This window comes from Pseudomonas juntendi (assembly GCF_021560075.1).
GTDB classification, from domain to species: Bacteria; Pseudomonadota; Gammaproteobacteria; order Pseudomonadales; family Pseudomonadaceae; genus Aquipseudomonas; species Aquipseudomonas juntendi.
Window position 1 is genome coordinate 805,370 of sequence record NZ_CP091088.1, and the last position, 21,248, is coordinate 826,617.

General features: G+C 65.3%; 17 protein-coding genes and 1 pseudogene. 11 read left to right on the plus strand and 7 right to left on the minus strand.

The features are described 5' to 3' along the window. Positions 1 to 30: 30 nt before the first annotated feature. The gene (pta, locus tag L1P09_RS03710; RefSeq protein WP_054905510.1) at positions 31 to 2,118 is read right to left on the minus strand and encodes a phosphate acetyltransferase; all 2,088 of its coding nucleotides are present in this window, start codon (positions 2,116 to 2,118) and stop codon (positions 31 to 33) included. Positions 2,119 to 2,149: 31 nt separating this feature from the next. Next, a complete protein-coding gene (locus L1P09_RS03715) occupies positions 2,150 to 2,452 on the minus strand; it encodes a DUF3565 domain-containing protein (RefSeq protein WP_054881935.1) in 303 nt (100 codons plus the stop codon). Here L1P09_RS03715 and L1P09_RS03720 point away from each other — a divergent pair. Beyond that, positions 2,451 to 2,936 carry an FKBP-type peptidyl-prolyl cis-trans isomerase gene (locus tag L1P09_RS03720; protein WP_029887748.1) on the plus strand — a complete coding sequence of 162 codons (486 nt, stop codon included), beginning with the start codon at positions 2,451 to 2,453 and terminating at the stop codon, positions 2,934 to 2,936. The two genes, L1P09_RS03715 and L1P09_RS03720, sit on opposite strands and share 2 nt — an antisense overlap. A 144-nt stretch (positions 2,937 to 3,080) precedes the next feature. Then, positions 3,081 to 3,563 carry a glutathione peroxidase gene (locus L1P09_RS03725; RefSeq protein ID WP_009682696.1) on the plus strand — a complete coding sequence of 161 codons (483 nt, stop codon included), beginning with the start codon at positions 3,081 to 3,083 and terminating at the stop codon, positions 3,561 to 3,563. Between the two features lie 11 nt (positions 3,564 to 3,574). Here L1P09_RS03725 and L1P09_RS03730 read toward each other — a convergent pair whose 3' ends face one another. Next, the gene (locus L1P09_RS03730) at positions 3,575 to 4,765 is read right to left on the minus strand and encodes a glycosyltransferase family 4 protein (RefSeq protein ID WP_235768505.1); all 1,191 of its coding nucleotides are present in this window, start codon (positions 4,763 to 4,765) and stop codon (positions 3,575 to 3,577) included. A 266-nt stretch (positions 4,766 to 5,031) separates the two neighbouring features. Here L1P09_RS03730 and L1P09_RS26290 point away from each other — a divergent pair. Continuing rightward, positions 5,032 to 5,718: pseudogene (locus L1P09_RS26290) on the plus strand (PAS domain-containing protein); the annotation flags it as partial. A 129-nt stretch (positions 5,719 to 5,847) separates the two neighbouring features. Next, on the plus strand, positions 5,848 to 6,258 hold the full coding sequence (locus L1P09_RS26295) for a methyl-accepting chemotaxis protein (protein WP_371262797.1): 411 nt from the start codon (positions 5,848 to 5,850) through the stop codon (positions 6,256 to 6,258). A 166-nt stretch (positions 6,259 to 6,424) separates the two neighbouring features. Here the strand turns inward: L1P09_RS26295 and cysZ are convergent, their stop codons facing one another. Next, positions 6,425 to 7,153, minus strand: a complete 729-nt coding sequence (cysZ, locus tag L1P09_RS03740) for a sulfate transporter CysZ (protein ID WP_029887751.1) — start codon at positions 7,151 to 7,153, stop codon at positions 6,425 to 6,427. Positions 7,154 to 7,475: 322 nt separating this feature from the next. Between cysZ and trxB the strand changes: the two genes are divergently transcribed. Next, positions 7,476 to 8,438 carry a thioredoxin-disulfide reductase gene (gene trxB, locus L1P09_RS03745; protein WP_003247318.1) on the plus strand — a complete coding sequence of 321 codons (963 nt, stop codon included), beginning with the start codon at positions 7,476 to 7,478 and terminating at the stop codon, positions 8,436 to 8,438. Between the two features lie 376 nt (positions 8,439 to 8,814). Here the strand turns inward: trxB and nadC are convergent, their stop codons facing one another. Next, on the minus strand, positions 8,815 to 9,663 hold the full coding sequence (gene nadC / locus L1P09_RS03750; RefSeq protein WP_029886922.1) for a carboxylating nicotinate-nucleotide diphosphorylase: 849 nt from the start codon (positions 9,661 to 9,663) through the stop codon (positions 8,815 to 8,817). A 221-nt stretch (positions 9,664 to 9,884) separates the two neighbouring features. On the opposite strand from nadC, the gene L1P09_RS03755 reads away from it, so the two are divergent. From L1P09_RS03755 to ampE, 3 genes are all read left to right on the plus strand, one after another. Beyond that, positions 9,885 to 12,014, plus strand: coding sequence for a DUF1631 domain-containing protein (locus L1P09_RS03755; protein ID WP_235768507.1), 2,130 nt, complete (start codon positions 9,885 to 9,887; stop codon positions 12,012 to 12,014). Positions 12,015 to 12,087: 73 nt separating this feature from the next. Then, entirely contained in the window at positions 12,088 to 12,660 is a 573-nt protein-coding gene (gene ampD / locus L1P09_RS03760) for a 1,6-anhydro-N-acetylmuramyl-L-alanine amidase AmpD (protein ID WP_029886924.1), read from the plus strand. Continuing rightward, on the plus strand, positions 12,657 to 13,487 hold the full coding sequence (gene ampE / locus L1P09_RS03765) for a regulatory signaling modulator protein AmpE (protein ID WP_009682704.1): 831 nt from the start codon (positions 12,657 to 12,659) through the stop codon (positions 13,485 to 13,487). The genes ampD and ampE overlap by 4 nt, the downstream gene beginning before the upstream one ends. A gap of 21 nt (positions 13,488 to 13,508) precedes the next feature. Here ampE and L1P09_RS03770 read toward each other — a convergent pair whose 3' ends face one another. Together L1P09_RS03770 and cra are read right to left on the minus strand one after the other, a co-directional pair. Next, positions 13,509 to 14,285: a TatD family hydrolase gene (locus L1P09_RS03770; protein WP_192441685.1), complete on the minus strand. Its 777-nt coding sequence runs from the start codon at positions 14,283 to 14,285 to the stop codon at positions 13,509 to 13,511. A gap of 2 nt (positions 14,286 to 14,287) precedes the next feature. Beyond that, positions 14,288 to 15,283 (minus strand): catabolite repressor/activator, encoded by a 996-nt coding sequence (gene cra, locus L1P09_RS03775; RefSeq protein WP_029886926.1) that lies wholly within the window; start codon positions 15,281 to 15,283, stop codon positions 14,288 to 14,290. 388 nt (positions 15,284 to 15,671) lie between these two features. On the opposite strand from cra, the gene ptsP reads away from it, so the two are divergent. From ptsP to L1P09_RS03790, 3 genes are read left to right on the plus strand one after another with little or no spacing between them, the layout of a single operon-like run. Beyond that, the gene (gene ptsP / locus L1P09_RS03780; RefSeq protein ID WP_182337328.1) at positions 15,672 to 18,524 is read left to right on the plus strand and encodes a phosphoenolpyruvate--protein phosphotransferase; all 2,853 of its coding nucleotides are present in this window, start codon (positions 15,672 to 15,674) and stop codon (positions 18,522 to 18,524) included. Further along, positions 18,525 to 19,472, plus strand: coding sequence for a 1-phosphofructokinase (gene pfkB, locus L1P09_RS03785; RefSeq protein WP_009682709.1), 948 nt, complete (start codon positions 18,525 to 18,527; stop codon positions 19,470 to 19,472). Then, complete coding sequence (locus L1P09_RS03790) at positions 19,469 to 21,208, plus strand: PTS fructose-like transporter subunit IIB (protein WP_009682710.1); 1,740 nt, start codon at positions 19,469 to 19,471, stop codon at positions 21,206 to 21,208. The genes pfkB and L1P09_RS03790 overlap by 4 nt, the downstream gene beginning before the upstream one ends. Positions 21,209 to 21,248 lie beyond the last annotated feature (40 nt).

Genomic DNA, 21,248 nt, shown 5'->3' on the forward strand with positions numbered 1-21,248 from the left:
GCATGGGGCCGCGTTGCGGCCCCGTTTGTTTCAGCGCCCTACGCTGGCCTGAATCGCCGTGAGGGCAATGGTATGGACGATATCGTCCACCTGCGCCCCGCGTGGCAGATCGTTCACCGGCTTGCGCAGGCCCTGCAGCATTGGCCCCAGGCTGACCCCGTCGGCACTGCGCTGCACCGCCTTGTGCGTGGTATTGCCGGTGTTCAGGTCGGGGAATACGAAGACCGTGGCGCGCCCGGCCACCTGGCTGGTGGGCGCCAAGTCCCGGGCAATTGCCGGGTTGGCTGCAGCGTCGTATTGCAGCGGCCCATCGATCAGCAAGCCTTGCGTGGCGGCCTGCGCCAGGCGGGTCGCCTCGCGCACTTTCCCCACTTCCTCATCGCTTGCCGAATCGCTTGAATAACTGATCATCGCCACCCGTGGCGCGATGCCGAAGGCTTGCGCCGATTCGGCACTTTGCCGGGCAATCTCCGCCAGTTCGGCGGCGCTTGGGTGAGGGTTCATCACGCAGTCGCCGTACACCAGTACCTGCTCGGGGAACAGCATGAAGAATACCGACGATACCAGGCTCGCCCCCGGCGCGGTCTTGATCAACTGCAGGGCAGGGCGGATGGTGTTGGCGGTGGAATGCACCAGCCCCGACACCAGGCCGTCCACCTCATCCAGGGCCAGCATCATGGTGCCGATCACCACCGGGTCCTCCAGTTGCTGCTCGGCCATCGGCGCGTTGAGGTTCTTGCTTTTGCGCAGCTCCACCATCGGCTCCACATAGCGCCCGCGAATCAGCTCCGGGTCCAGTATTTCCAGGCCTGGTGGCAGGGTGATGCCCTGCGCGCGGGCGACGGCGTCGACATCTTCGGGCTTGGCCAGCAGCACGCAGCGGGCGATGCCACGGGCCTGGCAGATGGCCGCTGCCTGCACCAGCAGCGGCTCTGCACCTTCTGGCAGAACGATGCGCTTGTTTGCCTGCTGCGCGCGCTGGATCAACTGGTAGCGGAACACCGCCGGCGACAGGCGCAGCTCGCGCGGGGTGCCGCAACGTTGGTGCAGCCAGGCTGCGTCGAGGTGGCTGGCGACAAAGTCGGTAATGAACTCGGCGCGTTCGCGGTCGTCCACCGGGATTTCCCGGTTGAGCGAATTGAGCTGGTTGGCGGTGTCGTACGAACCGGTACTGACCGACAGGATCGGCAGGCCCGCCTGCAGCGCGCCGCGGCACAGCCCGAGGATGCGAGCGTCCGGTTTGCTGTCACTGGTCAACAACAGGCCGGCCAGCGGTACGCCATTGATCGCAGCCAGGCTGACGGCCAGGATGATATCGTCGCGGTCGCCCGGTGTGACGACCAAGGTGCCGGAGGTGAGCAGTGGCACGGTATTGGCCACGGTGCGCGCACAGATGATGATCTTGCTCATGCGCCGTTGTTCGTAATCGCCGGCATTGAGCACCTGGGCGCCAAGCAACTCGGCCACGTCGCGGGTGCGCGGTGCGTTCAGCTCGGGTTGATAGGGGATGCAGCCCAGCAGGCGAAAGTCATTGCCGCGCAGCAGCGGCGAGTGTTCGCGCAGGCGGGTGGCGAAGTCGGCCATGCTTTCGTCGGTGCGGACCTTGTTGAGGATCACCCCCAGTACTTTCGGGTCGCGTGGGCCGCCGAACAGTTGCGCCTGCAGTTCGACCCGCCCGGACAGCTCGCTGAGCACTTCGTTTTCCGGCGCCGAGACCAGGATCACCTCGGCATCCAGGCTCTTGGCCAGGTGCAGGTTGACCCGCGCGGCATAGCTGGCGTGGCGCGTGGGCACCATGCCTTCGACCACGACCACGTCATTGCCGATGCAGGCTTGCTGGTAAAGCCGGATGATTTCTTCCAGCAGTTCGTCCAGTTGGCCATCGCCGAGCATGCGCACGACCTGGGCCAGGCTCATGGGCACGGGGGGCTTGATGCCGTGGGTACGGGCGACCAGTTCGCTGGAGCGTTCGGGGCCGGTGTCGCCCGGGTGGGGCTGGGCGATGGGCTTGAAGAAACCCACCTTCAGCCCGGCCCGTTCCAGGGTACGCACCAGGCCCAGGCTGATCGACGTCAGGCCGACACCAAAGTCGGTCGGCGCAATGAAAAATGTCTGCATGCGTGCTTCTCGAAATAAGCGGTGCAAGAAATTAACGGCCAAGGGTAGCGCTATCGGCCCCTTGTGCGCACCAGCCACATGCGAACGGCTGGCCGATACGCTGCAGGCGCTGGGCCGGGTCGAGCACCCACGGGCGTGCCTGCCACGGCGGTTGGTGGCGCAGGTGCTGGGTGTGGCCGCAGGACAGCTCGGCTACCCAGTGGCCGTCTTCGTCTTGGTGAAAGCCGATGATCCGACTGATGGACCGTTGCTGCACGCCAGTGCGTTCGCAATCGGGCGATGGCTTGGTTACACTGGTGCGCTCTACATTCTTTTGCAAAAGGTCTTGCCCCATGCTGATCGCCGCCAACAAGGCTGTCTCCATCGACTATACCCTGACCAACGACGCCGGGGAGACCATCGACAGCTCCGCCGGTGGCGCGCCGCTGGTTTACCTGCACGGTGCCGGCAACATCATCCCAGGCCTGGAAAAAGCCCTGGAAGGCAAGCAAGCCGGTGACGAACTGGAAGTTGCCATCGAGCCGGAAGACGCCTACGGCGAATACCTGGCCGAGCTGGTCAGCACCCTGAACCGCAGCCTGTTCGAAGGCGTCGACCAGCTGGAAGTGGGTATGCAGTTCCACGCTTCGGCGCCGGATGGCCAGATGCAGATCGTGACCATCCGCGACGTGGACGGCGACGACATCACCGTTGACGGCAACCACCCGCTGGCTGGTCAGCGTCTGAACTTCAAGGTCAAGGTCGTCAACGTGCGTGACGCCAGCGACGAAGAAATCGCTCACCGTCACATCCACGGTGAAGGTGGCCATCACCACTGATTTTCTGCGCTAAGCTCAGAAAGTCGCCAGGCGCTCGGGCAAGCCGATCTGCCTTCCTACGGGAGGTGGGCGGTTTGAACGGGCGCCTTTTTAGTGGGCGCGATTTGCCTGCGCGGCAACCCGGAAGCTGAGAGGGGGTTCATCATGAGTGCATTTCACGAGCTGAAACTGGAGGCGCTGAACGGCGGGGAGCTGCCCCTCGCACCGTTCAAGGGCCAAGTGGTGCTGGTGGTCAACGTCGCTTCCAAGTGTGGTCTCACGCCGCAATACAAGGCCCTGGAAAACCTCTATCAGGTTTACAAGGACAAGGGCTTCAATGTGCTTGGCCTGCCGTGCAACCAGTTTGCCGGGCAAGAGCCGGGCAGTGAAAAGGAAATCCAGGACTTCTGCAGCCTGAACTACGGGGTGAGCTTCCCGCTGGCGGGCAAGCTGGAGGTCAACGGGGCGCAGCGCCATTCGCTGTATCGCCTGCTGGCGGGTGAGGGCGCCGAGTTCCCCGGCGACATTACCTGGAACTTCGAAAAGTTTCTGGTGGGCAAGGACGGCCGAGTGCTGGCGCGTTTTTCTCCCCGCACGGCGCCAGATGACCCGGCGGTGGTGCAGGCCATCGAGAAAGCGTTGGCCTGACGAGGCCGCTCCTACACAGATCGCGTAGCACCCAGCCTCGAAGCAGGTGAAGTCGCAGCCTGGTTCCGGGCTGCGTGCAAATACCCCTCGAACTGCTCGACAATCGCCGGCCAGCCCTGGCGGCTGGCATGCTGCCGCGCATTCAGGCGCACGCGACGCAGCGTTTCCTCTTCCTCCAGCAGCCAGCAGGCGGCATCGATGAATGCGGGCTGGTCGCCCGGCATGGCCAACGCACCGTTGTGGCCATGGCGGATATGTTGCGCAGCTGCCGCCTGGTCACAGGCAACCACCGCCAACCCCGAAGCCATGGCCTCGAGCACTACGTTGCCGAAGGTTTCGCTTGTGCTGGGGAACAGGAACAGGTCGCCACTGGCGTAGTGTTGTGCCAACATTTCGCCGCGCTGGGCGCCGCAGAAGAGCGCCTCGGGGAGCTGCTGCTGGAGGGCGGCGCGCTGTGGGCCGTCACCCACCAGAACAAGGCGCAGGCGTTTCTGTGGATAGGTTTGCTGCAAGGCCTGCAGGCAAGGCTGTAGCAGGCGAAGGTTCTTTTCTGCCGCCAAGCGCCCGACGTACAGCACGGCGATGTCGTCTGCACCCAGCCCCCAGCTTTCGCGCAAAGCCTGGCTGCGCCGGGCCGGGTTGAACAGGCAGGCGTCGACCCCGCGGGCCAGCAACCCCAGGTGCTGGAAGCCGCGGCGCTCAAGCTCAAGGCGCTGGCTTGCGCTGGGCACCAGGGTGACCGCCGTGCGCCGGTGGAACCAGCGCAGGTAGAGGGTGAGCAAGCGGCTCAGCAAACCCAGGCCGTAGTGGCCGGAGTACTGCGGGAATTTGGCGTTGAAGCCACTGACCACCGCCAGCCCCAGGCGCCGGGCAGCGCGCAGCGCGCTCAGCCCGAGCGGCCCCTCGGTGGCGATGTAGAGCACGTCCGGGCGCTGCCGGCGCCAGCGGCGTAGCAGCGTGTGCATCGACACCTCGCCCCATTGCAAGCCTGGGTAACCCGGCAGGCCCCAACCGCGGCACAGCACCAGCTGTGGATTGTGCTGTGCGTGGTTATCGCCGGCCTGGCGTGGGCGAACCAGCTCAACCTGATGGCCGCGCTGGCGCAACCCTTCGCTCAAGCGCCCAAGGGTGTTGGCCACGCCGTTGATTTCGGGTGGGAAGGTTTCGCTGACGAGGGCGATGCGTAGCGCAGGTGTGTTCATGGCAAAAGTTTCTGCCTGCTCGATTGCGTCAATGTGACGGTCACGTGGCGCGCAGGTGACAGCTGACCATCGGCTTGTGCAGCGTGCAGATTATTTCCTGGTGCGCCGCTCAAGGGGCCGTGCCGTCGGCCGATGAAGATGCATTCGACCACCTGTTGCGCTCCAGGAGAGCGGTGATGTTCAACAACAAGCTCAAGCAAGAAAACCGGCAACTGCGCGAAGACCTGATGTGTATCGAACAGGTCAAGAGCAGCCTCGACAGCGAGATGCTGGTGCTGCAACTCGACCCCCAGGGACGGATCGAGATGGTCAATGACAACTTCGAGAGCGAGATGCTCTACCGGGCCGACCAACTGCTTGGACGCAACATCGAGGACATCGTCCCCGCTCATGTGCGGTCGCTGGATTTCTACCAGCGGATGAAAGCCGCCATCACTCGTGGCGAGCACCTGAACGGCGCGTTTCGCCTGTTGCGCGGCAATGGCCAGGAAGCCTGGCTGCGCTCGATCCTGCAGCCGGTCAAGAACAGCGAGGGGCGCATTCGCTACTTCACCCTGCATTCCAGCGACCTGACCCGCACCATCGAGGCTTCGCGCGAACACGAGAGCCTGATCAAGGCGCTGATGCGCTCCACGGCGGTCATCGAGTTCGACCTCGACGGTAACGTCCTCACCGCCAACGAGCGCTTCCTGGCCACGGTCGGCTACCGCCTGGAGCAGATTCGCGGCAAGCACCATCGTCTGTTCTGCACGCCGGAAGAGGCCAACTCAACCGCTTACCAGGCGTTCTGGGACAGGCTGCGCCGCGGCGAATACGTGGCTGACCGCTTCAAGCGCATCGATGCCCACGGTCGGGTCATCTGGCTGGAGGCCTCCTACAACCCGATCTTCGATGCCCACGACGTGCTGTACAAGGTGGTCAAGTTCGCCACCGTGATCACCGACCAGGTCAACCAGGAACAGGCGGTGGCCGAAGCGGCGGATGTGGCCTACACCACCTCGTTGGGCACCGATGCCAGCGCGCGCAAGGCTACCGAAGTGGTCACCCAGAGTGTCAGCGTGATGCGCGGCCTGGAAGCTTCGATGCAAGAGGCGGCCGAGGGTATCCAGGCGCTGGACACGCAGTCGCGGGTGATCGGCTCGATCATCAAGACCATCAGCGATATTGCCGGGCAGACCAACCTGTTGGCGCTCAACGCGGCCATCGAGGCCGCCCGTGCGGGCGAGCAGGGGCGCGGGTTTGCCGTGGTTGCCGACGAAGTCCGGCAACTGGCCTCGCGTACCAGCAGCGCCACCGAGGAAATCGCGCGGGTGGTGCAGCAGAACGAGCAGTTGGCGCAAGCGGCGGTGACGATCATCGACACCAGCAAGCGCCAAGCCGAACAGGGGCTGGCGCTGGCCGATCAGACGGGCAGCGTGATTGTCGAGATCCAGGACGGGGCGAAGCGGGTGGTGGACGTGGTTGGGCAGTTTTCCAGCCGGTTGGGGCACTGAAACCCAAACCAGACGCGCTCTGCTTTTTGTAGGAGCGGCCTTGTGTCGCGATAGGGCCGCAAAGCGGCCCCAACAATTTGTGCATTAACGTTGAGATCCTGGGGCCGCGTTGCGGCCCTATCGCGACACAAGGCCGCTCCTACAGAGATCGCGTAACGCCCAGGGATCAGTCCCGCTCCCGCACCCAGAACAACGTAGCGCCGGCCACCGCCGCCGGCATCATCAGCACGTTCACCCCCGGGATCAGCAACGCCAGGTACGTCACCCCGCCAAAGCCCAGGCTCTGCCAGCGCTTCTGGCGCAGCCAGGCCAGCATGTCCTGCCAGCTCATCTTGTTGTTGTCGGCCGGGTAGTCGATGTACTGGATGGCCATCATCCATACGCCGAAGATCAGCCACAGCGGCGCGGCTACCACGTTGACCACCGGAACCAGTGAGAGGATGAACAGGCCGATGGCCCGTGGCAGGAAGTAGCCCAGCTTGCGCATTTCGCGACTGAGCGTGCGCGGTACCATTGCCACCAGTTCGCCCCAGCTGAATGCCGGGAAGTTGTCTTCGCCACGTATCACCACTTCAACCTTTTCGGCGAGAAAACCGTTGAACGGTGCGGCGATGACGTTGGCGACCAGCGTGAAGGTGAAGAACACCATCAACACCACCAAGGCGACGAACAGCGGCCAGAGGATGTAGGTAAGGAAGCTCAGCCAGCTCGGCAAGCTTGGCATCAGGGCATCCACCCAGAGGCTGAACTGATGGCCGGCGAAGTAGATCAGGCCACCGAACAGCAGCAGGTTGACCGCCAGCGGCAGCAGCACGAACAAGCGCAGGTTGGGGCTGAGCACCAGTTTCAGGCCCTCGCGCAGGTATTGGGGGCCAGAGAGGACAGGGGCTTGCATCAAGGTACTCCGCAGAGAAGGGAAACGCGCTGACCTTACCGAGTTTGGCGTGCCGACGAAAGGCAGCGGGTGGTTGGGAAACCGGCTGTAACAAAAGCATCGACAGTATGATCACCGATGAAATCGCAGCATAGACGATGCCTATGAGGTGGATTGTCGAAGGATATTTCCTTAATCTTTGCGACCTCGCTACAGTGCGTTCACCTTTCCGCTTTCCGGGCCTGCGCGTTGTAGCCTTCCCCAAGTGCTGCGTGGGTCCTTTTAAATTTTCCAGCTGGCGCCGCCGGTGTATCGACATCGGCCCGCTCGACAGGAGTTCGACATGTCTGAAGTACGTCATTCGCGCGTCATCATTCTGGGTTCCGGCCCTGCCGGTTACAGCGCTGCGGTGTATGCCGCCCGTGCCAACCTCAAGCCGCTGCTGATCACCGGCATGCAGGCCGGCGGCCAGCTGACCACCACTACCGAAGTCGACAACTGGCCGGGCGACCCGCACGGCCTGACTGGCCCGGCCCTGATGCAGCGTATGCAGGAGCATGCCGAGCGTTTCGAAACCGAGATCGTGTTCGACCACATCAATGCTGTCGACCTGGCCAACAAGCCATTCACCCTGCAGGGTGACAGCGGCAAGTACACCTGCGACGCACTGATCATCGCCACTGGCGCCAGCGCCCGCTACCTGGGCCTGCCGTCGGAAGAAACCTTCATGGGCAAGGGCGTTTCGGCCTGCGCTACCTGCGACGGGTTCTTCTACCGCAACAAGCCGGTCGCTGTGGTGGGCGGTGGCAACACTGCCGTGGAAGAGGCCTTGTACCTGGCCAATATCGCCAGCAAGGTGACCCTGGTGCACCGCCGCGAAACCTTCCGCGCCGAGAAGATCCTGGTCGACAAGCTCAACGCCCGCGTGGCCGAAGGCAAGATCGAGCTCAAGCTCAACGCCACCCTGGACGAAGTACTGGGTGACAACATGGGCGTGACCGGTGCGCGCCTGAAGAACAACGACGGCAGCAGCGATGAAATCAAGGTCGATGGCGTGTTCATCGCCATTGGCCATACCCCGAACACGTCGCTGTTCGAAGGCCAGCTGACTCTCAAGGACGGCTACCTGGTGGTCAACGGCGGCCGTGAAGGCAATGCTACCGCCACCAATGTCGAAGGCGTATTCGCGGCAGGTGACGTGGCCGACCACGTGTACCGGCAGGCGATTACCTCGGCCGGTGCTGGTTGCATGGCAGCGCTGGACGTCGAGCGCTACCTGGACGGGTTGGCCAACGCCTCGTTCTGATTTGCCAAGCGCACGGGGGCCACGCGCCCCCAACTGGAAACCGGCTCGCCGCAGCATCTTCAGCGCCTGTGAGTTTGAGCGCCGCCCGCGCGGCGCATCGCGAGCTGCGCTCGCTCCTACGTTTGTTTCGGGCCAGTAATCCCTGTGCCAGGCGCGCGCGGCCGCCTTGTTCGTACGGCGCCATATTGAGGCATGCGCCAAGGCGTTCGCGCGCAGATCCCACAGGCATAATTGGCCTGAAAAAAACGTAGGAGCGAGCGCAGCTCGCGATGCGCCGCGCGGGCGGCGCTCGATCTCCCAGGCGCTGCATATCTTGTGGCAAACACCTGTCAGCCCTGATGCGATCCCTGTGGGAGCTGGCTTGCCTGCGATCAGCTCACAGGCTCAGCCGCATCGACAGGTCGACCGCCTTCACATCCTTGGTCATCGCCCCGATCGAGATGTAGTCCACGCCCGTTTCGGCAATCACCCGCAGGGTGGTCTCGTTGACCCCGCCGCTGGCCTCCAGCTTGGCCTTGCCGGCCGTGATGCGCACAGCCTCACGCATTTCTTCCAGGCTCAGTTCGTCGAGCATGATGATGTCAGCCCCCGCCGCCAGCGCCTCGCGCAGTTCGCCAAGGCTCTCCACTTCTATTTCCACCGGTTTGCCCGGGGCAATGCGGTGCGCAGCCGCCACGGCCTGAGCCACGCCACCGCTGGCGGCGATGTGGTTCTCCTTGATCAGGAAAGCGTCGTACAGGCCGATGCGGTGGTTGTCGCAGCCGCCACAGGTCACCGCGTACTTTTGCGCCAGGCGCAGGCCAGGCAGCGTTTTGCGGGTGTCCAGCAGGCGCACCTGGGTGCCTTCTACCAGGCTGGCAAGAAAGCGCGCACGGGTGGCGACACCCGACAGCAGTTGCAGGAAGTTCAGGGCACTGCGCTCACCGCTGAGCAGCGAACGGGCTGGGCCTTCGAGGTGAAACAGGGGCTGGTTGGCGCTGGCACGGTCACCGTCAGTGACTTGCCAGTGCACCGCCACCCGCGGGTCGAGCTGGCGGAATACCGCATCGACCCAGGCAGTGCCGGCGATCACACAGTCCTCGCGGGTGATGATGGTCGCCTTGGCCAGGCGCTCGGCCGGGATCAACTGTGCGGTGATATCGCCACTGCCGATGTCCTCCAACAGCGCACGGCGCACGTTGGCTTCGATTTCAGCGGTCAGGTCGGCAAGGCGTAGGTTCGGCATGGTCGGCTCCACAAGCAAGATGCCCGCGATTATAGGGCAGGGGGCTGGTGTGTACAGCCGCCTTGGCGCCGACCTTTGGTCGGCGCGTGGGGGGCGCCTGCCTGGGGTGAATCCGTGCTGGCAGCGCTGAGGGTTTTTGCCGATAATGGCGACCAGTATTTGGCGTCATAGCTTTGACGATACCTGCTGCGGCGGGCAACCCACCCTGCAAGGAGTCCAGGATGCATGAAGAAGGCAAGGTGGTGCCCCTGGCGGCCGCCATCGACCGGGGCCGGCGTGCGCCTCTGCCTTGCCATCCGGTGTTGCTGCTGCAAGTACGCGACAAGGCCGCCCTGCAGTTGCGCCTGGGCTTGCAGGCGCTGTTCGACAACGCTGACGACACCCTGTTCGAGATGGCTGACAAAGCCTTCGAGCACGCCGACCAGAACTTGTATTTCGAGGCCATGCGCGACCTGCGCCTGAAGCGCAAAAGCATTGAGCGTGGCTTTCTCGACATCTTCCATACGACTTTCGCCCGCATCGGCCAGGCGGACCTGTTGCTGCACCTGGCCCAGCCGGGGAACACGTGCGGCAAAGCGCAGGCCGAGCGGGTCGCTGCTGTCGAAGGCATGGTGGGGCGCGTGCTGGCACGTCATCGCCCGGCCTTGCAACAGCTCGGGCTGCGCTTGCAGGTGCTGCTCGACCGCCCCGTGTACGAGGGCGACAACCCGCTAGGGCCCGCCGCATTATGTGGTTACTTCCTCGATGCCGGGCGTAACCTGGGGGTTTGCCTGCGGGTGAAGCTGGTGTTGCTCACGCTGTTCGAGCGCTATGTGCTCAGTGATGCCGATGTGATCTACGGCGAGGCCAACCAGCTGCTGGCTGCCGCCGGCGTGCTGCCCGAACTGCAACCGGTACCGCGCCGGCCTGCCGAGGAGCGGCGCCTGGGCGCGCGACGTTGCCCGCCCATGCCAGGCCAGGATGTGGGCGCGGACGCAGCCGGGCAGGCGTTTTTTGCCTCGTTGCAAACCCTGCTGGCGCCGGTGCGGGGGCAATTTGCCCCACGTTTGCAGGGGGTGGCTGCCGCCCAGCCGATCAGCACCACCGACCTGCTGCGGTTACTGACCCATTTGCAGCATTATGTGCCCGCCACGCACGAGGCAGATGACTTCGAGCTTGGCCAGCAGCTTGAGCAATTGCTGCTGCGGGTCAGCGTGCGCAGTGGCATACGCAGGCGTATCGCGGTCGCCGACGAAGACATGATCAACCTGGTGAACCTGCTGTTCGCGTTCATTCAGCAGGACGACAACCTGCCGGCCAGCCTGCGGGCGCTGATCATCCGGCTGCACATCCCGCTGCTGAAGGTGGCGCTGCTGGACAAGGGGTTGTTCTGCCGGGCTGGCCACCCCGCACGGCGGCTGCTCAACGAAATCGCAGCGGCGGCCATCGGCTGGGAGAGTGGCCGCGAAGATGTGCGCGACAGTCTGCACGTGCGGGTGGCGCTGATCGTGCAGCGCGTGCTCAATGAATTTGACGAAGATACCCGCGTGTTCGACCACCTGCTGCAAGATTTTCTCGCGTTCAGCCAAGAGGAGCGGCGGCGCAGCGATTTGCTCGAGCAACGTACCCGCGACGCCGAAGAGGGCCGCGCACGCACCTTGCAGGCCAGGCACCAGGTGCAGCAATTGCTCAACCAGCGCCTGCGCGGCCAGGTGTTGCCCCAGGTGGTGGTGCAGATGCTGGTACAGGCCTGGAGCCAGGTCCTGCTGCTGGCCTGGCTGAAGCACGGCGAGGGTTCCGGGGCCTGGTGCGATGCGGTGCAGACCATGGACACGCTGCTGCTCAGCGTTACCCCGGGCCGTGAGCCGCAAACCCTGTTGCAGCAGGTGCCAGGGCTGCTCAAGGCGTTGCGCGACGGCTTGGCCAGCGTGGCGCAGGACTCGCTCACGACCCGCGCATTCTTCCAGCAGCTTGAGCGGTTGCACCTGTGCGCCTGCGGGGGAGGCCAGTGGCAACCCCTGGACCAGGTGCGGGTGACGCAAGCGATTGTCCTGGCAAGTGCCGAAGAACCAGGCTGCCCGCCGCCAGGGGGCGACAGCGGGCACGCTGCGGCAGTGCGCCAGGCGCAGCGCCTGCGCGTCGGAACCTGGGTCCAGGTGCTGGATGAAGACCCACCGCTGCGCTGCAAGCTGGTAGCACGTGTCGAGAACAGCGACAGGCTGGTGTTCAGCAACCGCACCGGCCTGAAAGTGCGAGAGTGGAGCAGCGCCAGCCTGGCCAGGGCACTGCAGCGCGGCGAAGTGCGGGTGCTGGGGGACGGGCTGTTGTTCGAGCGTGCACTGGAGGCCGTACTTGACGGCCTGCGCCCGTGATCATTCACCTGCACAGGGCGTGAGCCGCAAGGCATACTGTTGTCCTGTTCAAGGCGTTTTCAGGATCTGCCCCATGCAATTGGACCGTGCCACTGGCTGGTTCCACGGAAACGGAATCACCCATTGCCCTTCGCCCAACTTCAATGCTCGGCCGGAGGGCGAAGCGATTTCCCTGCTGGTGATTCACAACATCAGCCTGCCGCCGGCGTGTTTCGGTACCGGCAAGGTTCAGCAATTTTTCCAGAACCGCCTGGACCCCCAGGAACACCCGTACTTTGCCAGCATCAGCCACCTGACCGTGTCCGCCCACCTGTTCATCGAGCGTGATGGCGCGGTGACCCAGTTCGTGTCGCTGTGCGACCGCGCCTGGCACGCAGGTGTTTCGTGTTTCGACGGGCGCGAAGGCTGCAATGACTTCTCCATCGGCATCGAGCTGGAAGGCACTGACGACCTGCCCTATACCGATGCCCAGTACACCGTGCTGGAACAGCTTACGCGGCACATCTGCGGTGCCTGGCCGGCCATCGACCTGGGCCGTATCCAGGGCCATAGCGACATTGCCCCGCAGCGCAAGACCGACCCCGGCCCGGCATTCGACTGGCCGCGCTACCGTGAAGCGCTGCGGCACAACGAGGACAAGGCATGAGTTTTCTGGTGTTGGTGCTGGCGCTGTGGGTCGAGAAGTTCTCGGCCCTGCGCCATCAGGTTCAACGTGACGGTTTTTTCCTTGGTGAGCTGGTGCGCCTGGAGCGCAGCGGCAAGGTTCACCCGTGGTGGACGCTGACGCTTCTGGTGCTGGCGCCGGTCGCCCTGCTGGTCTTGCTGTTGCACGTACTGGAGCCCGTGGCCTATGGCCTGCTGGCGCTGCCGGTGCATCTGCTGGTGTTGGTCTACAGCCTGGGCCGCGGTGACGCCAAGGCCTCGCTCGGCCCGTTCCGTGACGCCTGGCGCCGGGGCGATGACCAGGCCGCCTTGCACGTGGCAGAGCGCGACCTTGGCCTGGCGGCCGATGAGCCGCACACGTTGTTGGTGCGGGTGCAGGGCAACTTGCTGTGGCAGGTGTACCAGGGCTTCTTCGCCGTGATCTTCTGGTATTTCGTGCTGGGGCCGGGGGCAGCGTTGGCGTATCGGTTACTGGCGCTGTGCGCTGGTCGCAGCGGGCAAGCGGTGCTGAAGGCGCGCGCCGAGCAGTTGCGGCACATCATGGACTGGCTGCCGGTGCGCGTGCTGGCGTTGAGCTTTGCCTTGGTGGGCAATTTCCTGGCGGTGACGCGGGTGATGCTGCACGAGGTGCTCAACTGGCACATCAGCGCCGCACACCTGGTGGCCCGGGTCGGGCGCGTTGCCGACGACATTCCCGACGATGAAGACAGCCAGCGTGGGTTGGGGCGCCTGGACAGCCTGTGGGAGCTGCTGCTGCGCTGTGGGGTGTTGTGGTATGCCGCGTTCGCGCTGTGGACGGTGCTGGCCTGAAATCAGGCGGGCGCAGCGCGGCTACCAGCCGAACAGCTCACACGCGTTGCGGGTACTCGCTGCAGCCAGCTCGCCGGCCTCGACACCCATCACTTGTGCCAGCGCACCGGCTATCTCGGGCAGATGCTCCGGGCTGTTCCTCACCCCTGGGAACATGGCCGGCGCCATGTCTGGCGCATCGGTCTCCAGCACCACGCTGTACAGCGGCAGGCGCGCCAGGGTCTTGCGCAGCCGCAATGCCTGCGGCCAGGTCGCTGCACCGCCCAGCCCCAGCCGAAAGCCCAGCTTGATGTACTCGCGGGCCTCTTCATAACTGCCGGCAAAGGCATGCACCACACCCGCCCGTGCCGGTTTGTAGCGCTTGAGCGTGGCAATTACCTGGGCATGGCTGCGGCGCACGTGCAACAGCGCCGGCAGCTGGAAATCACACGCCATCTGCAGTTGTGCTTCGAACAACGCCTGTTGGCGGGCCTTGTCCAGGTGTTCGAGGTAATAGTCCAGGCCAAATTCGCCCACTGCACACAGCCGTGGGTCACCGCGCAGGCGCTCCAGCCACTCGCGCAATTGCTGCAGGTGCTCGGGCCGATGCTGCTCCAGGTAGACCGGGTGCAGGCCCAGCGCGGCGTACAGGCCTGGTTCGGCGCCGGCCAGCGCCCACACCCGCTGGAAGTTCGCCTGGTAAACCCCGAGCACGACCATTCGCTCCACACCGCGGGCCGCTGCGTTGGCCAACAGGCGCGCGCGGTCGGCGTCGAAGTCGGGGAAGTCCAAGTGGGTGTGGGTGTCGATCAGGCGCATGTTCAGCCTGCGGCGATACGTTGTTTGAACGTACGGCCTATGGCATGCACGCCAGGTTCGTAGCGCTTTTCCTCGATGGCGGCCAGCGCCAATTCCAGCGCAGTGGCGGCGATCAGGCCGTGCTGCTGGGCCATGGCATTGACCGGCAGTGGCAGGAAGTCCAGCAACTGGTTGTCGCCAAACGTGCCCAACTGCAGCTGCCGGGAGCCGGCGGGGCGCGCCTGCAATGTGTCGAATACCCCTTGCAGCAGCACATACGAGGTGGTCACCAGGGCATCGGGCAGGCCCCCCAGGTCGTCGATCAGTTGCTGCATCAGGCGCTGGCCGCAGGCCCGGCTGAAGGCTTCGCCCTGGTAGCGGCGCACGTCACCGGCATAGCCTTGCAGCGCTTCATCGAAACCACCTGCACGGGCCTGGCTGACCGACAGCTCCGGGCGGGCGCCGAGCAAGGCAATGCTGCGTGGCGCGGCGCGCAGCAGGCTGGCGGCCAGCTGGCGGCTGGCGTCGCGGTCGTCGCTGATCACCGAACAGAAATGCGCAGGGTTCAGGCGGCGGTCGATGGCGATCACCGGCAGGCCTTTGTTCTGCAGTTCGCGGTAGCTGTCATCTTCGGCTGGCAGGCAACTGGCAACGAACAGCGCATCGCAACGACGGGCGCGGAACAGTTGCTGCAACTGGCGTTCGCTTTCGGGTTGGTCATCGCTGCTGGCGATCAGCAACTGGTAGCCGCGGGCGCGGGCGCCCTGTTCCAGTTGCTTGGCAATGCGCGCGTAGCTGGGGTTCTCCAGATCCGGGAGAATGAACCCCAGGGTACGGGTATGCCGGCTGCGCAGGCCAGCAGCCTGTGGGTTGGGGGTGAAGCCGTGGGCCTCGACCACCGCGCGCACCCTGTCGACCGTGCTGCTGCTGATGCGTTGCTGTTCAGCCTTGCCATTGATGACGTAGCTGGCGGTGGTCACGGACACACCGGCCAGACGGGCGATATCGCTGAGTTTCACCGAATTTTCCTTGTTGTTACCGGGGCTGGCGGGCAGGCCGGGCCGGCTAGTTTGACCGCCTACCGGCCATCCGCGCAGACGACTATTGTCGCAATTGTCCGACAAGATGGGGCTTTTTCCTTGGCAGATTATCGAGTAACGTGGCCGCCTGGTCAGATTAAACGTTTCAGCTGCCGATTTTCTGCCTCGGCCGAGAAAGCTGCAAGCGTTAGGCTGGCAGCCCCAAGCTGCAAATTTCAACTTGCAAGCTATAAGAAAAAGCGTGTCGGTGCACTGTCCGCTTTCGCTTGCAACGCGCAGCTCGAGGCCTGCAGCCCGCCGCTGGCCGTTACGTGAATTTCACAACAATACTCCAGTACCCCAACGGGAACTGTATAAGGAGAAGGTCATGCTCGAGCTCGCCAAGGAGCAGATAGCCATGGGTCAGACGGCAGCCGACAAGGCTGAGGCCTTGCGCCTGCTGGCCGACCGGCTGGTTACCGATGGCCTGGTTGCCGAAGGGTACTTGCAAGGGCTGCAAGCCCGTGAGGCGCAAGGCTCTACCTTCCTTGGCCAGGGCATCGCCATTCCCCATGGTACGCCGCAAACCCGTGACCTGGTGTATGCCACCGGCGTACGCCTGTTGCAGTTCCCTGAAGGGGTGGACTGGGGTGATGGGCAGATGGTCTACCTGGCCATCGGCATCGCTGCGCGTTCCGATGAACACCTGCGCCTGCTGCAACTGCTGACCCGTGCGCTGGGCGAAACCGACCTGGCCGAAGCGCTGCGCCGCGCCAGCTCCGCCGAGGCGTTGCTTAAGCTGCTGCAAGGCGCGCCGCAAGCGCTGGCCCTGGATGCGCAACTGGTCGGCCTGAACCTGCCGGCCGAAGACTTCGACGAGCTGGCCTGGCGTGGGGCCCGGCTGTTGCAGCGCGCCGACTGCGTCGACAGCGGTTTTGCCGCCGTGCTGCAGCAGGCCGAGCCGCTGCCGCTGGGCGAAGGCCTGTGGTGGCTGCACAGCGAGCGCCAGGTGCGCCAGCCAGGCCTGGCCTTCGTCACCCCGCAACAGCCGCTGCGCTACCGTGACCAGCCGCTCAATGGCCTGTTTTGCCTGGCCAGCCTCGGCGCGGCCCACCAGGCCTTGCTGGAGCGGCTGTGCGAAGTGCTGATCGAAGGCCGCGGGCAGACGCTCTACCAGGCCACCAGTAGCCGTGCGGTGCTGGAGGTTCTGGGAGGCGAGGCGCCGCCAGACTGGCCCTGCGCCCGCGTGGTGCTGGCCAACCCGCATGGGCTGCATGCCCGCCCGGCCAAAGTGCTGGCGCAACTGGCCAAAGGCTTTGAAGGGGACATCCGCGTGCGCCTGGCCGACAGCGCCCAGCCAGCGGTGTCGGTGAAGAGCCTGAGCAAGCTGCTCAGCCTGGGCGCCCGCCGTGGCCAGGTGCTGGAATTGCTGGCCGAACCCGCGGTTGCCGCCGATGCCTTGCCAGCGTTGCTGGCCGCCATCGAGCAGGGCCTGGGCGAGGAAGTCGAGGCGCTGCCACAGGGCACCAGCGCTGAACCGGAGGCCGCGCCCGAGGTGGTACAAGCGCCACCGGCCGGGAGCCGCATTCAAGGCGTGGGCGCCGCCCCAGGCATCGCCAGCGGCCCCGCGCACGTGTGTGTCGAGCGCGAGTTCGACTACCCCCTGCGTGGCGAGTCGTGCACGCAGGAGCGGCAGAAGCTGCGCGACGCCCTGGCGGTCGTGAGCAGTGAACTGCAGGCGCTGGTGCAGCGCAGCGACAAAGCCATTGGCGAGATTTTCGTCACCCACCAGGAGATGCTTGCCGACCCCGCCCTGACCGACGATGTCGAACAGCGCCTGGCCCAAGGCGAGAGCGCCGCCGCCGCGTGGATGGCGGTTATCGAGGCCGCGGCCCGCCAGCAGGAGGCCTTGCATGATGCCTTGCTGGCCGAGCGCGCCGCCGACCTGCGTGACGTGGGCCGTCGCGTGCTGGCGCAGTTGTGCGGGGTGCAGGCGCAAGTGGAACCCGAGCAGCCCTACGTGCTGGTCATGACCGAAGTGGGCCCCTCCGATGTCGCCCGGCTGGACCCGAGCCGGGTGGCCGGTATCGTCACCGCCCAGGGCGGTGCGACCGCGCACAGCGCCATCGTCGCCCGGGCCCTGGGTATCCCCGCCGTGGTTGGCGCAGGGGCCGCGATACTGCTGCTGCAAAGCGGTACACCGCTGCTGCTCGATGGCCAGCGCGGTACGGTCAGCGTGGCGCCGCCGGCAGATGAACTGCAACGCGCGCTGGCCGAGCGCGACCAGCGCGAGCAGCGTTTGCAGGCTGCCTGGGCCAGCCGTTTCGAGCCCGCGGTTACCCGTGATGGGCATGCAGTCGAGGTGTTTGCCAACATCGGCGAAAGCACTGGCATCGCCAAGGTGGTGGACCAAGGTGCCGAGGGCGTGGGCCTGTTGCGCACCGAGCTGATTTTCATGGCGCACCCTCAAGCGCCGGACGTGGCCACCCAGGAGGCCGAGTACCGCCGTGTGCTCGATGGTCTGGACGGGCGGCCGCTGGTAGTGCGTACCCTGGATGTCGGCGGTGACAAACCGTTGCCGTATTGGCCGATTGCAGCCGAAGAAAACCCGTTCCTTGGCGTGCGCGGCGTGCGCTTGACCCTGCAGCGCCCGCACGTCATGGAAGACCAGTTGCGTGCGTTGCTGCGGGCCGCCGACCAGCGGCCGCTGCGTATCATGTTCCCCATGGTCGGCCAGGTGCACGAATGGCGTGAGGCGCGGGCCATGGTCGAGCGTTTGCGTGCCGAAATCCCGGTCGCCGACCTGCAACTGGGCATCATGGTCGAGGTCCCCTCGGCAGCCCTGCTGGCGCCACAGCTGGCCCGCGAAGTGGACTTTTTCAGCATCGGCACCAACGACCTGACGCAGTACACCCTGGCCATCGACCGTGGCCACCCAAGCCTCTCGGCCCAGGCCGACGGCCTGCACCCGGCGGTGCTCAGCCTGATCGACATGACGGTGCGTGCCGCCCATGCCCATGGCAAATGGGTAGGTGTGTGCGGTGAGCTGGCGGCCGACCCGCAAGCGGTCGCCGTGTTGCTGGGCCTGGACGTGGATGAACTCAGCGTCGCCGCGCGCAGCATTGCCGAAGTCAAGGCCCTGGTCCGCCAGGCCGATCACCAAACGGCCCGCGCCCTGGCGCGCGAGGCCCTGCAACAGGACAGCGCGGCAGCGGTACGCGCGCTGGTGGAGCGTTACTGAATGGCCAAGATCCTCACCCTTACCCTGAACCCGGCGCTGGATCTCACTATCGGCCTGGGCACCTTGCGCCCAGGGCAAGTCAACCGCAGCCAGGCGCAGCACAGCCACGCCGCCGGCAAGGGGCTGAATGTCGCCCAGGTGCTGGCCGACCTGGGGCACAGCGTAACCGTGGGCGGCTTCCTCGGGGGTGACAACCTGCAACCGTTCGAGGCGCTGATCGAAACCCGCGGCTTCGCCGACTGCTTTGTCCGCGTGGCGGGTGAAACCCGCAGCAACATAAAGCTGGTCGAAGCCGATGGCCGCGTGACCGACATCAACGGCCAAGGCCCGCTGGTGGACCAGGCGGCGCGCGATGCCTTGCTCAGCCGCCTGGCCCAGGTCGCGCCAGGCCACGATGCGGTGGTGGTGGCCGGCAGCCTGCCGCGTGGGGTCAGCGCCGAGTGGTTCCAACAATTGCTCGAACAGCTCAAGGCCCAAGGCCTCAAGGTGGCCCTGGACAGCAGCGGTGAAGCTTTGCGGGCCGGTTTGCAAAGCGCGCCGTGGCTGGTCAAGCCCAATACCGAAGAACTGGGCGAAGTGCTCGGCGAGGCAGTGGTTACCCAGGCCCAGCAAGGCGCCGCTGCCGAGCGCCTGTTGGCCAGCGGCATCGAACACGTGGTGGTATCGGCGGGTGAGCAGGGGGTCAGCTGGTACATGCGCGACCGCGTGCTGCACGCAGTCCCGCCCACGGTGCGGGTCGCCAGCACGGTGGGGGCAGGGGATTCCCTGGTCGCCGGCATGGTGCATGGCCTGCTGCAGGGCGAAGCGCCCGCGCAGACCTTGTCCCGGGCCACCGCCATCGCCGCCCAGGCCGTCACCCAGGTTGGCTTCGGCATCTGCGACCGTGAGCAACTGGCTCGGCTGCAGGCGGCCGTGCAACTGACAGAACAACAAGAGGGTTGCCGATGAACATTGCCATTGTCACCGCCTGCCCTAATGGCCAGGTGTCGAGTTTGCTGAGTGCCCGCTTGCTGTCTGCCGCAGCCCAGCGGCGCGGTTGGAGCACCAGTGTCGAGGTGCAGGATGCCGAACACCCCGAGCGGCAACTGAGCGCGACGCAAATCGCCGAGGCCGACTGGGTGCTGGTGGTCAGCACCGGCCCGGTTGACCTGTCCCGCTTCGTCGGCAAGCGCCTGTTCCAGAGCACGCCGTCGCAGGCCCTGGCCGACCGCGAAGGTTTCCTCGATGAGGCGGCGGCCAACGCCCGCTTGCTGACGGATGTGCCAGGCAAGCCGGCGCTGGAAGAGCGTTCTGCCGGCGTTAAGATTGTTGCCGTCACAGCCTGCCCGACCGGTGTGGCTCACACCTTCATGGCCGCGGAGGCTTTGCAGCAGGCAGCGCAACAAGTGGGCTACCAGCTCACCGTGGAAACCCAGGGCTCGGTCGGCGCACGCAACCCGTTGTCTGCCGAAGCCATCGCCCAGGCCGATGTGGTGCTGTTGGCCGCCGACATCGAGGTGCCCACCGCCCGCTTTGCCGGCAAACGTATTTACCGCTGTGGTACTGGGGTCGCCCTCAAGCAGGCGCGGGCCACGCTGGACAAGGCCTTGGCCGAAGGCAAGGTGGAAAACAGCGCCGATGCCGCGGCGGCCGCGCCCGCCAAGGGTGAAAAGACCGGTGTGTACAAGCACCTGCTGACTGGCGTGTCGTTCATGCTGCCGATGGTGGTGGCGGGCGGCCTGCTGATCGCGCTGTCATTCGTGTTCGGCATCGAGGCCTACAAGGAGCCCGGCACCTTGCCGGCGGCGCTGATGCAGATTGGTGGCGAAGCGGCCTTCAAACTGATGGTGCCACTGCTGGCGGGCTATATTGCCTGGTCTATCGCCGACCGCCCCGGGTTGGCGCCGGGCATGATCGGTGGCCTGCTGGCGAGCACCCTGGGTGCCGGCTTCATTGGCGGCATCGTGGCCGGTTTCCTGGCGGGCTACAGCGCCAAGGCCATCGCCCGCTGGGCTCGTTTGCCCAGCAGCCTGGAGGCGCTCAAGCCGATCCTGATCATCCCGTTGCTGGCGAGCCTCTTCACCGGCCTGGTGATGATCTACGTGGTCGGCCAGCCGGTTGCAGCCATGCTGGAAGGCCTTACCCGCTTCCTGGACAGCATGGGCACCACCAACGCCATTCTGCTGGGGCTTTTGCTGGGCGGCATGATGTGTGTCGACCTTGGCGGGCCGATCAACAAGGCCGCCTATGCGTTCTCGGTGGGGCTGCTGGCCTCGTCGAGCTACGCCCCCATGGCCGCGACCATGGCGGCGGGCATGGTGCCGCCGATCGGCCTGGGTATCGCCACCTTCATTGCCCGGCGCAAGTTCGCGCAAAGCGAGCGCGAGGCCGGTAAGGCGGCCCTGGCGTTGGGGCTGTGCTTCATCTCGGAAGGGGCGATCCCGTTTGCTGCCAAAGACCCGCTGCGGGTTATTCCGGCCAGTGTCGCCGGTGGTGCGTTGACCGGGGCATTGTCGATGTACTTCGGCTGCAAGCTGATGGCCCCGCATGGCGGCTTGTTCGTGCTGCTGATCCCTAATGCGATCAACCACGCGCTGCTGTACCTGTTGGCGATCGTCGCGGGCAGTTTGCTCACGGCGGTGGTCTATGCCGTGATCAAGAAGAGTGAGCGGGTAGAGCTGGCTGTGGCGCCCGTTAAAGGCTAGCGGTTTGTATAGGCAGTACTGGCCTCTTCGCGGGTAAGCC